This is a genomic window from Xanthomonas sp. NCPPB 3582 (assembly GCF_041475735.2).
GTDB classification, from domain to species: Bacteria; Pseudomonadota; Gammaproteobacteria; order Xanthomonadales; family Xanthomonadaceae; genus Xanthomonas; species Xanthomonas codiaei.
Window position 1 is genome coordinate 4947972 of record NZ_CM192968.1, and the last position, 15823, is coordinate 4963794.

A 15823-nucleotide genomic window follows, 5' to 3' on the forward strand; every position below is an offset into this window, starting at 1 on the left:
CAATGAGGCCTAACTACTGTTGGACCGCCTAAGCACGGCGTAACACAATCCTCGCCGACTCCCCGACCGTGGTAAATCGTCACGAGCACTTGAAGCTCACCGCTTTTCAGCTATGTCCGTCTGACGCCAGGTGTTATGCCGCATCCCCAGTGCGGCCACACTCAGTGCCACGATGCTCCATGCCTTGCTCAACATTGTTTCTTCCCCCTGAAGAAATGTGTGGCTTTGCGGCTGCGTTACATACTGCGTGTCTTGATCCTCGCCGAGTTTTTGGGTTGCGTCAATGTGTTTACGCGATTGAGCGCTGGCTTTGTCGGGTTTGCCCTCATCCGCCCTGCGGGCACCTTCTCCCGCGTGCGGGAGAAGGGACTCACGTGCGGGAGAAGGGATTGGTGTGTTGGGTTATTGGCTGTTTTTTGCGGTTGCCGGCTTGGCTGGGGTGGGTAGAGCGAGTTTATTGTTGAGTTCGGTAATCTCTGGGGCGTTGCTTTCGGTCACCACACGCACCTGCGCGGTTTTTGGATTTGCTGCGTTGGTTAGCGGCAGGCGTACCTGGGTGGTGATTGGCTGCAGATTGCGTGGCGCGGCGAGCGCCGGAAACGCGCTCCGCGCCAACTCCTTGCCACGCGCATCCTCCAGCACCACAAACCCCGCCGGCGCATCGGCGTGGCCGAGGCTGTGCACGGTCACTTCGATGGCGTCTGCAGTCACGCGCACATCGCCGTGGCCAATGCCCAGGTCCGGGCGCAGTTCGACCGGGGTGGTGGCTGCGATGCGTTCGAGCTGCAGCACGGTGGTGCGACCTGCGGGGAAGTCGATGTCGATGGATGCGCTTTTTTGGAAGGTGCGCTCCTGCGTCTTGGCGTTGCTGTCGAGCTTGCCGTCATTGGCTTTGCTTACGCCCTGGGTGATGCGCCATTGGCCCGGGGCGACGTTCCAGCCGGTCATGCTGGCGCGCTGCGCTTTGTTGGACGTGTTGTAGGCGATGACAGTGAAGCGGTCTTGTTGGGGTGCGGGGATGGCGATGGCGACCTGGGTGGCAGCCTCCGGGTCATTAAAGCGCCAGCTCACGGTGTGGCCGGGGTAGGTCTGGTTGCGCTTGAGTGCCACACCGCCTAGGCGTGCGCGTTGCAGGTTGACCGTGGGGGATTCGACGCGGTCGCTCCACCAGTGGCCTTCGGTGTTCATGTAGAAGTTCTGCAGTTTCTCTCTTGCCTCGCTGCGGTAAATGGCGGCGAGATAATCCAGATTGCCGGTTTGCTCCCAGGCCACGTGGTGCGGGAAGTCCGGGGCGCTGCCTTCGTCTTTATTTGCGGCGTCGATGAGCTTGCCACTCCAGTCGCTGCGCTTGCCCATGACGTCGAGGAAGTTTTCGTTGAGCAGCGATAAACCATTGGGGCCGCTGTTGGCGACGCGGTAGTCGATGGGTTTGAGATAGCGCTGCTCGCCGGTGAAGCGGTAGGCGGCCCAGAAGGTGTGCAAGGTGTCGGCGCCGCCGCTGCCTTCGAACAGTTCGCCGCCGCGGGTTTTGCCGGTTTGCCAGTTGATCTCGTTGGGCAGCGCCCAGTTGCCCTTGGCGTTGGTGTAGGCGTGTGCGAGATAGCCATCTGCTAACCCTGTGACGATGCGGCGGCTGTTGGGGTCGGCGTTATAGGCTCCCAGCAGGATGGCCGGGTGCACGATGGGGAAGGAGTACGGTTTTTGCCATTGCCAGTTGGGCTCGCGGTAGATCTTGCGGCCGCCGAACCAGTTGCTGGCGAACAGCAGGTGGTCTTGCGGGTTGACCTGGATGACATTATCGAACGCCTTGACGGTTTCCATCAGGCGCTCGACGGTGCGCGGGTCGCCCCAGTTGAGATACAGCAGGGCGCTGTTGAGGTTGATGCCCTCCTCATACGCATGCAGCTCGTCGGTTTCGATGGTGGACAGGCCGTTGGTAAACATGCCGTTGCGGTAGTTGGCATCGGACAGCGCCAGCATGGAGGCATTGAGCAGGTCCGGGTCCACGCCCATCAGGGCGACGCCGGGCCATTGCTGCACCAGGTCCGAGTCGTCGGAGATGCCGCCGCCGAAATCGCCGTAGGCCACCTGGCGCTGCTCGATCCACCAGCGGATGTAGCGGCGGGTGGCGCTGAGGTCTTGCAGTTGCCAGAACGCCCAGGCGGGCACGCCCTTGGGCACGCTGGGCAGCTCGACAGGCAACGCGCCCTGGTTGGCGTAGCTGATGTCGTTCCAGTACTGGCGGCCGAGCGCGTGGTCCGGGTCGACGCGCAGCAGGTCGGTGATGTCGGCGTCCAGGCGCTTGTAGAGCAGCTGGCGCTTGGAGGTGGTGTGTTCTTCTACCAGGAAGCCCCAGTTGTCCTTGACCTGGTTGAAGCGGTCGGCCACGTGCTCCTTGATGGCCTCGTTGCGCGGCTTGAACACCAGTTGCAGCTGGGTGCCGTCCAGCGCGTTGGCATCGAAGCCGGGCGCGGCGGCGGCGATGCTGAGCATCAGGCTGTCGTTGCTGAGGATTCTGTCGCGCAGGTCCAGCCACAGCGTGCGGGCTTGGCCGGGGGCGACGGCGACCGAGACGTCGATCATGTCGCGCGCGGGCCAGATGGGGTCCTTGATGCGGATGTTGAGCGGGATGCTGCCGTTGTGGGTGGCCGGCAGGTTCAGCGCCGGCAGGGTGATGGCGATGCCGTCCAGGCCGTCGTGCATGTTCTCCCAGCCGTAGGACCAGCTGCGCATCAGCGCCTGATCCGGGGGCGGGTCGCCCAGGCTGGAGGGCACCAGGATGTGCACGATGGGTTGCTGCGCGCGTGCTGCGGCCTTGTCGCTGGGGCGCTTACGGGCAGGCGCCTTGGTAGGCAGCGCGATCACGGTCTGGCGCTCGCTTACCGGATAACGGCCGGCGATGACGGCACGCAGCGCGGCGAGGTTGTCGTAGTCGGGCTGGATGTCGCTGCGCACGGTGTAGCTGAGTTGCGCGCTGCCCTTGGGCACATCGCCCGGTTGCACGTTGTAGGCCCAGATTTCCTGGATGGGGGTTTCCTGCGCGGTGTTGGCAAAGCGCAGGGTGCCGCCGCGGCGCTCGGGGAACTGGTCCACGCTGCGTACCACGCCCTGGCTGCGTGCGAACAAGGGCTGCGGCTGGGCGTCGGATGTGGCGTACGTGGCCTGGCCATAGGCGGCGCCGCGCAGCTCGATGCGGTTGACCGGCTCGTCCGGCAGGGTGAGGTCCAGCGCCTTGCCGCCTTCGACGTAGGTGTTCCAGTCCGGCAGCTGGAAATAGTCGTTACGCCCGGGCAGGCGCGAGCGGTTGTAGACGCCGGGCCAGGTGGTTTCGGCGATGCCGTCGGTGGCCTTCCACATCCATTGCTTGAGGTCGCGTGCGTCGGTGAATTCCACCTTGCGAATGCGGGTGACCGGTGCGTCCAGCAGTGGCGGTGCGTGGCCGTTGTCCCAGCCGTAGCGGTGCAGAAAGGCGGCATGCTGGGCCTGCGCGGTGGGTGCTTCGGCGCTGGTGGGCTCCTGCAGGCGTGCGAGCGCGGCGGCGCCGCTGGCGTCGAGCATGCGGTCGTAGATGCGGAGTTCGTCGAAGTCGCTGCCGCGCAGGAAGTTGTAGCGGCTCTGCACCTGGTGCGGCGACATCACGCGGCCGGCCAAGCCGAACTGGTCCAGCGCGGCATCGTAGTCGAGCGCGCCGCCATTGGCGCAGGGCGCACCGCAGTCCACGCGTGCGGCTTCTTTCCCATCGACATACAGGCGCACGCCACGGGTTTCGTCCCAGGCGAAGGCGATATGCGTCCAGTCGCTGGCAGTGGGGGGTTTATCCAGCTTGAAGGAGACGCGGGTGCGCGCGAGATTGGCGTCGGTGACGAAGGCATCGAAGCCGTGGCCGTTCCAGTCGATGCGCAGCCAGGCCATGTCCCAGCTGGTGTGGTCGGCGTAGCCGACGCGGAAGATCACGAACGGCGCTTCGCCGACGGGATAGCGCGAACGCCAGAAGAAGCTGAGCGTGCCGCGCTGGGTGTAGAGGTTGCCGGGCGCATTCCACGACAGCACGCCGTCGTCGGCCCATTCGATGGCGTTGCCACGCTTGCCGGTGGGCACCAGGGTGATCTTGTCGCGGAAGTTGGGCACGCCGTCGCCGCGGGCCACGTCGGCTTCCAAGCTGCGATCGGCGGACACGCGGAACAGCAGTTCCGGTGCAGCCACGGACGCTGCGCTTGCCGGCAACGCGATCAGACACACCACACCCATCAAAAGCTTCAGCACGCTTACCTCACTTCTTGAAAAACATCGCCGCGCGGGGGCGCCGCGCGGCGGGTACCGAGAGCAGCCAACAGCGCATCGCGCGCTGTTGCCAGCTGGCGTGGACGGCGTACCCGCAACCGCAGTGTACGAGGGGTACATGCCGGTTTCGTGCACCGGCCGCGCCAATCTGGTGGCTGCGCAGTCGTGTCAGCTGCCCTGACGGCTACAGCCCGTTGGCTGCCCTCCACTTGGGAATCTCGTCCTTCAGCAGCTTGTCCGGCCAGGTGCCGTGCCAGGCATAGCCGACGCGGCGTTCGTTGGGCACCTGCATGTAGTCGGTCAAGGCCTTGCCCTCGCGGTTGGCATACAGCGGGCGTTGATTCTGCAGGTCGTAGAAGCGTGCCCACAAGGAGGCGCCCGGTTGCGCGACCAGGATCACGTCCTTGCCGGTTTCCTGTTTGGGGTCGTCGATCTTCTTGGTGGCCAGATCGCGCATGCGGTGGGTGTCGAACCAGACTGCGGCCGCCTGCACCGCGGTCTTGATCTTGGCCGAGGGATTGGGCTGGCGCATCAGAAAGCGCACGATGCTGACCGATTCGCCCGAGGCCAGCGAGGCAAGCTCATACGCGCGCGCCTTGGCCGGCTTGAGGGTGACCTCGTCGTATTGCGCACCCCAGATGGTGAGGGTGCCGCCAATCTTGACCTGGGTGGCGAGCACGCATTCCAGGCCCTTGGCCACGGCCTGGGTGGACTTGGCGCCATGGCTGCCGCGCAGTTGCGCGCCGGTGTCGCCCTTGCCCTCGCCGATGTCCTGCAGCAGGTTGAGCACGCGCACCATCGCGTCGTCGTTGTAGGTGATCTGGTGATGGTAGGACGACAGGTCCGGGTAGAACTGTGGCCAGCCGCCGTTGGCGTACTGCGCCTTCAGCAGATAGTCCACGCCACGACGCGCGGCGGCGATGTACTTGGCGTTCTTCTCGTTCTTGAAGGCGGTGGCCAGGTACGTGATTTCGTACGTGGTGGCCTTGTTGTCGATGGTGGCATCGTCCTTGCGGCCGGGTTGCTGCAGCTCGGCGATTTCCGCGGCGGTGAAGGTGCGGGTGTAATCGACGGCCACGCCCTTGTACTGCTTGGACCAGCCGCCGGAGGCGGTCTGCAACAGCAGCATGTTGTCGGCGATCTTGTCGGCCATGGCCGACAGCGGGGCCAGCAGCAGTGCGCCGCTGAGCGCTAATGTGGAGAACTTGATCATCAGAACGGCCTCCAGTTGCCAAGAATGGTGTTGCGGTCCAATGCGGCGGCCTGCGCGGCGGTGAGCTGGCGCGACCACTTCACGCGGCGCGAGGGGTTGGCGCCGTCGCCACTGCTCTGGTATTCGCTGTAGCGGGCGGTGGCCTCGTTGGCGGCATTGCCCCAGTTGTTCCAGCCTTCGGGCACGATGTGCTTGCCCAGCTGGCTGCTGATGAAGCTGACGCTGGCATAGGGGCGCCATGGGCGGCCCAGGAACACCCGAGACACGCCGCTGGCGGCGGTGACGCGCGCATTGCGGAACACGAAACCGCGCGCGGCTTCCTGCGGGGTGGAGGCGGCGGTGAGATAGCCATCGCCCAGCGAATGCAGCTGCACGTTTTCGAACAGTGCGGTGCCGGCACCGAACACGAAGTCCACCGTGCCTTCGACATAGCAATCCAGGAAGTACGACAGCTTGGCGCCACGCAGGTACAGCGTGTCCTGGTAGCCCAGGAAGCGTACGTTGCGGAACGCGGCGCGGTCGCCATCCACACGCACCGCCACCGCCTGGCCTACCGGGCCGGCGTGGTTGCCCAGGCTCAGCTGTTCGGCGGTGAAGTCGTTGCCGGCGATGATGACGCTGGACGAGCCGGAGGTGCCATATTCGGTGCCGGTGGCCGGGTTGATGCGCGAGGCGTAGTTGTCGTAGGTGATGACGGTCTGGGTAGCGCCGGCGCCGGTGAGCTTCAATGCGGGGGCATTGGCCGGCACCACGATCAATTCCTGATAGACGCCGGCACCGACCTTGATCTGCGCGCGTTTGCCGCCCTGTACCGCGGCGTCGATGGCGGCCTGCACGGTGCGGTAGCCGGCGTTGCCCTGCTTGGCCACGGTATAGACCGGGTCGGCGGCGATGGCGATGCCACTGAGGGAGAGCCCCGCCGCCACAGCGGTGGCGGCGAGCGTACGTAATACCATCCTGCGATGCAGTTGCATGGGTTGCTCCTGTCAGAACTTGTAGCGCGCGCCGATGTAGTACTGACGCCCGGTCACGGTGTACTTGTCGGGCAGTTCCAGCGTGGAATCGACGTAGCGGCGATCGGGGGTGTCGAGTAGGTTGATGGCCTCGAAGGTCAGCGACAGGTGGTCGTTGAGCTTGTAGGACATGTTGAAATCGACGTTTTCAACACTGTATTTACCGGTGACATCGGCCGTGGCCAGGCGCCGACCATCCAGGTCGTAGACGTCTTCCTGGGCCAGGATGTTGTTGATGTAGCCGTCGCGATAGCTGGTGGACACGCGCGCACTGAAGCGGCCGTCGTCGTAATAGACGGTGGCGTTGTAGGACTGCGGCGAGAGATTGAGCAGGTCGCGTTCGGTGGTGGTGGTGGTGATGCTGGTATTGCTGTTGCCGGCGGTGCTGAACAGGTAATTGATCTTGGAATCGACCTGGGTGTAGTTGAGCTGCACACCGAAGTTGCGCCAGAAGCCGGGCAGGAAGTCGAAGGCCTGCTGGTAGGTCAACTCGAAGCCCTTGAGCGGGCCGCCGGGCGTGTTGAAGTAGCTCTGTACGTTGAAGATGGTGTCGGGCGTGAAACCTGCGGGCAGCAGGTCCAGCGAATAGCCCATCGCTTCCCAGGTGGTGAGCACGCGGGTGCGCTGTACGTAGCTGTCGATGTCCTTGTAGAACACCGCCGCCGACAGCAGCGAGCCTTCGCGGAAGTACCATTCGGCGCTGAGGTCGTAGTTGGTGGAGCGGAACGGGTCGAGCTTGGGGTTGCCCAGATTGATCGAGAAAAAGCGCCCATCGTCGAAGAACTGGGTGGGGCCGCCGCTGACGCTGGGCGACAGATACGCCAGCGTGGGCCGCGCCATGGTCTTGGCCGCACCGAAGCGCAACACCACCTCTTCGCCGACATCCCACGACAGGTTCAACGAGGGCAGCACATCGCGGTAGTTGTGGTTGACCGTGGTGGGCACCAGCAGGCGCTCGCCGGGCGCGGCGGTGGCGCTGGCCACGCCGAAGAACGATTGGCAGTTGGGCGAGATGGCGCCGGCGGCGGTGGCCGTGCATGGCGCATAGCCGCTGGCGGCGATCTGGGTCTGCACGTAGCGCACGCCCAGGTTGCCGCGCAGCGCGCGGCCCCACAGGTCGGTGTTGAAATCCAGCTGCAGGTAGGTGCCCAGGCTCTTTTCGTTGACGGCGAAATTGTTGTTGGACGAGCCGAAGTGGCCCACATCGGCCAGGCGGTAATCGCCGCCGGGCACGCCGGTATCGCAGTTGCAATTGATGTTGAGCAGGTCGGCGACCTTCTGGAAATCCGGAATCACCCAGGTGGTGGGGAAGCTGCCGTTCAAGCTGCGGCCGAATCCATCCAGGTTGGTGCTCAGGTCGGCCACGCCCACGCCGGCGGGCAGTGCCTGCGCCAGACGTCCGTAGGAGATGTTGCGCGACTCCGACGTATCCATGTCGTAGTTCTTGTAGGCCAGCCCGGTGCGGAAGGTGAAGGTGGGGCTGATGTTGAATTCCAGATCCAGCTTGGCGGTGTCGAAGGTATTGCTCACCGATTGCGGATTGAGCCGCACTTCGCTGATGTTGGTGCCGCGTGCGGTGCCATTGCTGTTGACCGGTACCGCGCCATAGCCCAGCCACTGCCAGTTGTTGGTGCTGCCGGCATCGAACGGGAAGGTCATGCTGGGGTAGTCGCCACCACCGCGGCGGTCGAGCACGAAGCCGTCCAGGTTGGTGTTGTCGAAACTCACCATCGAAAACTCGGGGCGTTCGTAGTCCGAGGTCGAGTGGCCGACCAGGGCATTGACGCGCACCTGGTCGTTGAAGCGGTGCTGCAGGTCCAGGCTGAACTGCTTGAACTCGGTGGATTCTTCGATGTTGCTGGATTCGGTGCGGAAGTCGACGTTGTCGAACACGCCGTAGGTGAGCCGGTTCTGCTCGTCCACCTGTGCCTGCCGCACGGCGATCTGGGTCTTGCCGCCGAAGTTGGCGGTGCGGTGCAGGTTGGCGCCGACCGAGTCTTCGCGCTGGTCCTTGTCCAGCTTGGAATACAGCAGGTCGAAGTTCAGCAGGGTGTCCTCGCTGACCTTGAACTGCAACGCGCCGGTGACGCCCAGCCGCTCGATCTGGTGATCGGTGCGGATATAGCGCGGGTAGCGCGGAATCCACGCATCGGTGGCGGTTTCATAGGCCTGGATGTTCTCCGGCGTATTGGCCGGGCGCGCGATGCCGGTGCCGCAGGTGGTGGCGCTGATGCCGTAGCTGCCCCAGCCGTTGTTGCGGTCCTGGTTGGCCTGCGAACCGACCCCGGCGCGGGTTTCGTTGGACAGCGGGTTGCGCGGGGTCTGCGGGTTGTAGCCCACCGGCGAGCAGAAGCCGTAGGTGCCGTTGTTGGTGGCGGTGCTCTGGTTGGAGTTGCGATAGTTGCCGTGCTCCCAGCGCACCGGGTTGTAGCCTTCCTCGCGCAGATGGCGTTCGCTGTAGGACACCGACATCAGCGCGCCGAAGCGGCCATCGGCCCAGATGTTGCTGATCAGGCCGGACACGCGCGGATCGTTTTCGCGCGAGAGATCGTTGTAGCCATACTGGGTGGAGGCGGCCGCCTCGAAGCCGTCGAAATCGAACGGCCGCGAGCCGCGCAGGTCCACCGTGGCGCCGAGCGAGCCTTCGTCGGTCTGCGCCGACTGTGTCTTGCTGATGGTGACGCGGCTGAACAGTTCCGAGGCGAAGGTGTTGAAGTCGAAACCGCGGCTGCGGTTGACGCCATCGCTGCCGCTGCCGGCGGTGGCCAGCGCTTCCAGCCCGTTGATGCGCACGCGGGTGAAGTCCGAGCCCAGGCCGCGCACGGAGATCTGCTTGCCCTCGCCGCCTTCGCGGTCGATCGAGACGCCGGCGATGCGCTGCATCGATTCGGCCAGATTCAGGTCGGGAAACTTGCCGATGTCTTCGGCATGGATGGCATCCACCTGCTCGACGCTGTAGCGCTTGGTGTCCAGCGATTGCTGCAGGCTCTCGCGATAGGTGGCCTTGACCTGCACGCGGTCCAGATCCACCGCATCGGTGGTCGGCGCCGGCGCGGTCTGCGCGGCGGCGGCGGCCGCGTGCAAGGCCAGGACGATGGCCACAGACAGACGTGCGGTGGGCAGACGGGCGGCCGCCATACGGGCGGGACGGCACGAACGGACATGCATGATGCGGCTCTCTCCATGGCACAGCTGCAAAGACGCTTGCGGCCTCCCACGGGCCACGGGCGCGAACTCGTTACATCGCCGGCCACCGCGCGGCGCGCCGTTCTGTGGCGCGATGCGGTGCTGCGGCGTGGATCACGCCCACCGCGTTGCATGCGCGCACGGAACTGCGGCGCAGGCGGCAATGCGATCAGGCGTTCAAATGGGGCCCGCTGCGCCTGTGCGCAGCGGGCGGGCAATACTCAGAACTTGTAGCGCAGGCCCAGCAGGTACTGGCGGCCGGTTTCGGCGTATTGCAGCGGCAACTGGCCGGTGCGCGGCGAGGACACCCACTCGTCCTGGGCTTCGTTGGTGAGGTTGATGCCTTCCAGGCTCAGCTCCAGCTCCTTGCTGATCTTGTAGCGCAGCGAAGCGTCGATCATGGTGGTGCCGGTCATGCCGTGCACGCCATCGACGTTGAAGCCGGCTTCCGCACCCGGTGCCTGGGTGAGGTAGTCGTCGCGGTTGGTGGCCGACACGCGGCCTGCGAAGGACTCGCCTTCGTAGAACAACGTGGCGTTCCACGACGAGCGCGACAGACCCAGCAGGTCGTTCTTCATCACCGGCGCGCCACTGCTGGCCAGGTACTGGATCTGCGAATCGACCCAGGTGTAGTTGAGCTGCACGCCCAGGTTGGCCCACTTGCCCGGCAGGAAGGTGAAGGGTTGGGTGTAGTTGGCTTCCACGCCCTTCAGTTCGCCGCCCGGGGTGTTGAGCGGGATGCTGAAGGCGAAGTCGTCGTTGACGGTGGCGCCGGTGCCGTCCAGCAACGAGGCCGGCAGGCCACTGCTGGAGTACGGACGCACTTCGCGCGCGGTCTGGATGAAGCTTTCGATGTCCTTGTAGAACAGGCCGACGCCGAGCATGGCGCCTTCCTCGAAGTACCACTCCAGGCCGAGGTCGACGTTGGTGGCTTCGATCGGGTCCAGGTCCGGGTTGCCGCCGGCCACGGTGCGCGCACCGCCGGCCACGGCCACGGTGACGCCCGGGGTGAGGCTGCCCAGGCCGGGACGGCTCATGACCTTGGCTGCGCCAAGGCGCAACAGCAGGTCCGGTGCCAGCTCGGCGACCAGGTTGAACGAGGGCAGCGTGTTGTCGTACTTGCGGCTGACCGTGGTCAGTGCCGGGGCGTTGTTGATCAACGCATAACCGGTGGACTCCTGCTCGGTTTCCACGTAACGCACGCCGAAATTACCCGACAGCGGGATGGATCCCAGATCGGTGGAGAACTCGCCCATCAACCACACGCCGCGATCCTTTTCTTCGACGCTGCGGCTGTTGTTCACGCGCGGCGCCACGGCGAAGGTGCCGCTGTTGCTGTAGATGCCGAGCTGGTTGGCCACGGCATCCAGGTTGGGCACCACCCAGTCGGCCGGGCTGCCGTTGATGCCCTTCAGCCCGGCCTGTTCGGTCAGGCCCACCGGCATGATGGTGCTGCCGTTGGCGAAGGTGGGCACGGCCAGCTCGTTGGCGCGGCGCAACTCGACCGTGCTGAAGCTGTAGTTCTTGGCCAGCACGCCGCCCTTGAGGCGGAAGCCGGGGCTGATGTTCCAGTTGAAGTCGACCTGGCCGGTATCGAAGTCGTTATCGACCGACTGCGGGCGCAGGCGGATTTCGGCCAGTTCCCAACCGGTGGGATCGGTCGGGTTGATGCCGTAGTTCAGCACCGGCGCGCGGCTGTTGCCACGGTAGTCGTAGCTGTACCCGTCGACGTCGTACTTGTCCATGATGATGGTGGTCTGGATCGGGTTCTCGTGCGCCGAGCGCGAGGTGCCGACCCGGGCATTCATGCTGAAGGCATCGTTGAAGCGATGCTCCACATCGAAGCTGATCTGCCTGAACTCGGTATTCCACTCGTCGTGGCGGTTTTCCGAGCGGATATCCACGTTGTCGAACTCGCCATAGACCAGCGCATTGTTGCGGATCTCGCCATTGCGCACGATGGTGCCCGGCTTGCCGTCGCGCACCGCACGGCGCGGAGTGAGCCCGTCGCGGTTGCGGCTGAAGGAGATCGCTTCGATGTAGTGCTCGTCGCGCTTGGCATCGATCTTGGAATACAGCATGTCCAGCGACAGCGTGGTGCGGTCGGAGGGCTTCCATTGCAGCGCGCCGGTCACGCCCAGGCGCTGCTGGTCGTGGATCTGCTGGGTGTAGCGCGGAAAACGCGGGTGGTAGACATCGGCCGAGCGCGCGGCGGCGAACGGCGAGGCCGCATTGAAGCCGCCGTTGCTGGTGCCGTTGGCCCAGCGGCCGGTGTTGGCGCCTTCTTCCAGCACCTCACGCTCGGTGAAGGCCACCGACAACAAGGCGCCGAAGGTGTTGTCGGCCCAGGTGTTGGCGATCAACGCGGCCACGCGCGGGTTGGCCTTTTCGGCCATGGCGTTATAGGCCGCCTGGCCGCTGGCGGCGAAGGTGAAGCCGCTGTAGTCGAACGGACGCGCGGTGCGCAGGTCGACGGTGGCGCCCAGCGAGCCTTCTTCCACGTCGGCCGAGGCGGTCTTGCGCGCGATCAGCTGCGAGAACAGGTCCGAGGCGAACACGTTGAAGTCGAAGCCGCGGCCGCGGTTGGTGCCGCCGCTCTGGTCGCCGGCGCCCACGGTGGTGAGTGCCTCCATGCCGTTGATGCGCACGCGGGTGAACTCCGGGCCCAGGCCACGCACCGAAATGGCGCGGCCTTCGCCGGCTTCGCGGGTGATCACCACGCCGGGGATGCGCTGCAGCGACTCGGCCAGGTTGAGGTCGGGGAACTTGCCGATGTCCTCGGCGACGATGGCATCGACCACGCCGGCTTCGCCGCGCTTGATGTCCAGCGCCTTCTCAACGCTGGCGCGGTAGCCGGTGACTGTGACGGTATCCAGGTCGACAGCGGGCTCGGCAGCCGATGGGGCGGCGTCTTGCGCGCCAACCTGGCCGCTCAGCGCCAGGCCGATCGACAATGCCAGCAAGGTAACCGGTGTCTTCCGGTTGGTGGTCCGAAATTGCATGTCCTCCCCTCCCAAGGGTCCATGAACAACATGAATGTCTGGTTGTGAGCGGCAATGACACCGCTGGTCAAAACGACGTTACCAGCTGAATCGTCGTTCAACATCTTGCAGCGCAGCAGAAATGCATCCGGATTTCGCCTAAATGGGGCGCAAGCCGTCACCCCGTGTCGCATGCTGGGCCTGTCCGAGCGTCTCCAGGCAAGGCTAGAATGACACCGATGGTCATCTTAACGCGCTGCGGTTCCCCCACCCCGTGACGCACCACACAGCCGAGGTACTGCCGCATGAGTCGAGCCCGCATCCTGTGTTTTGGTGAGTTGTTGTTGCGCCTGGGGGCGCCTGGGCACGAGTGGCTGCTGCAGCAGCCGCGACTGGATGTGCACTGCGGGGGCGCCGAAGCCAACGTCGGCGTCTCGCTGGCGCACTTTGGCCATGACGTGGCCATGGTGAGCACGGTGGCCGACAATCCGCTGGGTGCGGCGGTGCTGGGCGAACTGCGCCGGCATGATGTCGACACCCGCCACGTGCGGCGGGTGGAGGGCCGGATGGGTCTGTACTTCCTGACCACCGGCGCGATCCACCGCCCAAGCGAAGTGGTCTACGACCGCGCCGACTCGGCCTTTGCGCTGGCGCCTGCCGATGCCTACGACTGGCCGGCCCTGCTCCAGGGCGTGCAGTGGCTGCACCTGTCCGGGGTGAGCCCGGCGCTGGGCGCCGACGTTGCGCAGGCCACGCTGGCGGCCGCGCGCGCCGCGCGTGCGGCCGGGGTCAAGGTCTCCTTCGACGGCAATTACCGGCCCAAGCTGTGGCAGCGCTGGCAGGGCGATGCGCGCGGCATCCTGCACCAGCTGTTTGACTGCGCGGATGTGGTGTTTGCCGACTACCGCGACATCGGCGTGGTGCTGGGTGGGCAGTTCCCGCAGGACACGCTGGAAGCGCGGGTGGAAGCGGCCGCGCAGCAGGCGTTTGCCGCCTTCCCGCAGCTGCAGTTGATGGCGTGCACGCAGCGTGTGGCGCACAACGTGGACCACCACAGCCTGGGCGCGATGCTGGTGCCGCGCGAAGGCGCGCTGGCGCATGTGCCCAGCGAAGAACTCACCCCGATCATCGACCGCATCGGCGGCGGCGACGCGTTTGCCGCCGGCGTGCTGCACGGCCTGATCGAGGGCTGGCCGCTGCAGGACACGGCGCGCTTCGGCCTGGCCGCCGGGTGTTTGAAGCATTCGATTCCGGGCGATTTCAATCCGCTGTCGGTGGCCGAGGTGCAGGCCTGCGTGGGGGATGCGCGGTTCGATGTGAGGCGCTGATGCGCTGGGATTGGGGATTGGGGATTAGTAGGCGGGAGTCGGGATTTTGGAATTCGGCAAGCGGTGCGTGCTGCGCGCGTTTCTCCCTTCTCCCCTCGGGACATTGTCCCCCTTTACGGGGGAGAAGGTGCCCGAAGGGCGGATGAGGGCACGGCCGCTGCAGGGAATCCTCATGGATCACGCAGACGCCGCGCTTTCTGCATGCACCTTCCAGACACCAGGCGACTTACCCACGCCGTTCTGTCAGCCGCTCCAGGCCACCGGCAACCGCAGCGCACCCGGCAGCAATGCGCCATGTCAGCGTCTCGATCGCACAACACGCCGCAGAGCCAAGCGCCGACACCGACGGAAACGGCCGGTATTGCCTACCGGCCGTTCTCGAGTGCAACAGTGCGGGAACTCGAAGCGCCAGGCACCGGCTCCTGCGAATCCCAAATCCCGGCAATCACCCCAACTCGATGCAATCGAACTTCACGTCCGGATCCACATCGGCGTCGTAGTCCACGTCGCTGCGTTCGAAGCCGAACAGCTTGAGGAACTCGTGCTTGTAGCCGGCGTAGTCGGTGAGCTGGAACAGGTTCTCGGTGGTGACCTGCGGCCATAGCGCCTTGCAGGCGTCCTGCACGTCGTCGCGCAGCTCCCAGTCGTCCAGGCGCAGGCGGTTTTCGTCATCCACTTCGGCCGGCTGGCCGTCTTCGCGGTACAAGCGCTCGCGGAACAGGCGGTCCAGCTGCTCGATGGTGCCTTCGTGCAGGCCCTTTTCCTTCATGATCTTGTAGACCATGGAGATGTACAGCGGCATCACCGGGATGGCCGCGCTGGCCTGGGTGACCACCGACTTGAGCACCGCGACATTGGCGCCACCGCCACGGCTGGCCAGGCGCGCGTTCAAACGCTGCGCGGTGCGGTCCAGGTCCACCTTGGCCTTGCCGAGCGCGCCGTGCCAGTAGATCGGCCAGGTGATCTCGGTGCCGATGTAGCTGAAGGCCACGCTGCGCGCGCCCTCGGCGAGCACTCCGGCGCCGTCCAGCGCATCGATCCACAGTTCCCAGTCCTGCCCGCCCATCACGGTGACGGTGTCTTCGATCTCCTGCTCGGTCGCCGGCTCGATCGAGGCCTGGATGACGGTGTCCTTGTTGGTGTCGATGGCGGTGGCGGTATAGGTGTTGCCGATCGGCTTGAGCGCCGAGCGCTTCACTTCGCCGCTGCCGGGCAGCTTGCGCACCGGCGAAGCCAGCGAATACACGACCAGATCGACCTGGCCGCCCATCTCGGTCTTGATCAGCTCGATCACCTTCGCGCGCGCCGCGTCGGAGAACGCATCGCCATTGATCGACCTGCTGTACAGACCCGCGGCCTTGGCGTGTTTGTCGAACGCGGCCGAGTTGTACCAGCCGGCGGTACCCGCCTTGGTGGGGCTGCCGGGTTTTTCGAAGAACACGCCCAGCGTGTCGGCGCCGAAGCCGAACGCGGCCGTGATGCGCGAGGCCAGGCCGTAGCCGCTGGATGCGCCGATCACCAGCACCTTCTTCGGGCCGTCGGTGCGCACGCCGCGCGCGCGGGTGGCGGCGATCTGTTCGAGCACATTGCGCTCGCAACCGATCGGATGCGTGGTGGTGCAGATGAAGCCGCGCACTTTGGGATGGATGATCAACGTGGACTCCTGGTCAGCAAGATGCTGGCGGCATCTTAGAGCGTGTGGCGCATGCGAAACAGCCTGATGCGCAACACACGCTACTGTATGGATGCGCGTGGCGGCCGCCGGCCACGCACCGTTGGCCGCACCATCGCCGGCCCACGCCGCCGCGAACAGCGACCGCA

General features: G+C 65.4%; 7 protein-coding genes and 1 other RNA gene. 1 reads left to right on the top strand and 7 read right to left on the bottom strand.

The window, feature by feature from the left end; genetic code table 11:
• Positions 1–402: 402 nt before the first annotated feature.
• The 6 genes from ACCQ05_RS21055 to ACCQ05_RS21080 all read right to left on the bottom strand — a co-directional run bounded on the left by ACCQ05_RS21055 (position 403) and on the right by ACCQ05_RS21080 (position 12695).
• Positions 403–4248, bottom strand: a complete 3846-nt coding sequence (locus tag ACCQ05_RS21055) for a LamG-like jellyroll fold domain-containing protein (RefSeq protein WP_372394207.1) — start codon at positions 4246–4248, stop codon at positions 403–405.
• Positions 4249–4325: 77 nt separating this feature from the next.
• Positions 4326–4401, bottom strand: a non-coding RNA gene (locus ACCQ05_RS21060) — sX9 sRNA.
• Between the two features lie 64 nt (positions 4402–4465).
• On the bottom strand, positions 4466–5494 hold the full coding sequence (gene pelA, locus ACCQ05_RS21065) for a pectate lyase (RefSeq protein ID WP_372392385.1): 1029 nt from the start codon (positions 5492–5494) through the stop codon (positions 4466–4468).
• The gene (locus ACCQ05_RS21070) at positions 5494–6468 is read right to left on the bottom strand and encodes a pectinesterase family protein (protein ID WP_228964355.1); all 975 of its coding nucleotides are present in this window, start codon (positions 6466–6468) and stop codon (positions 5494–5496) included. Before ACCQ05_RS21070 ends, pelA begins: the two co-directional genes overlap by 1 nt.
• Before the next feature lie 12 nt (positions 6469–6480).
• Entirely contained in the window at positions 6481–9675 is a 3195-nt protein-coding gene (locus ACCQ05_RS21075; RefSeq protein ID WP_372392387.1) for a TonB-dependent receptor, read from the bottom strand.
• A gap of 239 nt (positions 9676–9914) precedes the next feature.
• Entirely contained in the window at positions 9915–12695 is a 2781-nt protein-coding gene (locus ACCQ05_RS21080) for a TonB-dependent receptor (protein ID WP_372360272.1), read from the bottom strand.
• 284 nt (positions 12696–12979) lie between these two features.
• Here ACCQ05_RS21080 and ACCQ05_RS21085 point away from each other — a divergent pair, with 284 nt between their 5' ends.
• Complete coding sequence (locus ACCQ05_RS21085; RefSeq protein ID WP_372392389.1) at positions 12980–14002, top strand: PfkB family carbohydrate kinase; 1023 nt, start codon at positions 12980–12982, stop codon at positions 14000–14002.
• A gap of 445 nt (positions 14003–14447) precedes the next feature.
• On the opposite strand, the gene fabV is transcribed toward ACCQ05_RS21085, so the two are convergent.
• A complete protein-coding gene (fabV, locus tag ACCQ05_RS21090) occupies positions 14448–15656 on the bottom strand; it encodes an enoyl-ACP reductase FabV (protein ID WP_372392390.1) in 1209 nt (402 codons plus the stop codon).
• Positions 15657–15823 lie beyond the last annotated feature (167 nt).

Coding starts and splice junctions, on each gene's coding strand:
- ACCQ05_RS21055 (WP_372394207.1), bottom strand. CDS start 4,248: ATGGGTGTGGTGTGTCTGATCGCGTTGCCGGCAAGCGCAGCGTCCGTG.
- ACCQ05_RS21070 (WP_228964355.1), bottom strand. CDS start 6,468: ATGCAACTGCATCGCAGGATGGTATTACGTACGCTCGCCGCCACCGCT.
- pelA (WP_372392385.1), bottom strand. CDS start 5,494: ATGATCAAGTTCTCCACATTAGCGCTCAGCGGCGCACTGCTGCTGGCC.
- ACCQ05_RS21080 (WP_372360272.1), bottom strand. CDS start 12,695: ATGCAATTTCGGACCACCAACCGGAAGACACCGGTTACCTTGCTGGCA.
- ACCQ05_RS21085 (WP_372392389.1), top strand. CDS start 12,980: ATGAGTCGAGCCCGCATCCTGTGTTTTGGTGAGTTGTTGTTGCGCCTG.
- ACCQ05_RS21075 (WP_372392387.1), bottom strand. CDS start 9,675: ATGCATGTCCGTTCGTGCCGTCCCGCCCGTATGGCGGCCGCCCGTCTG.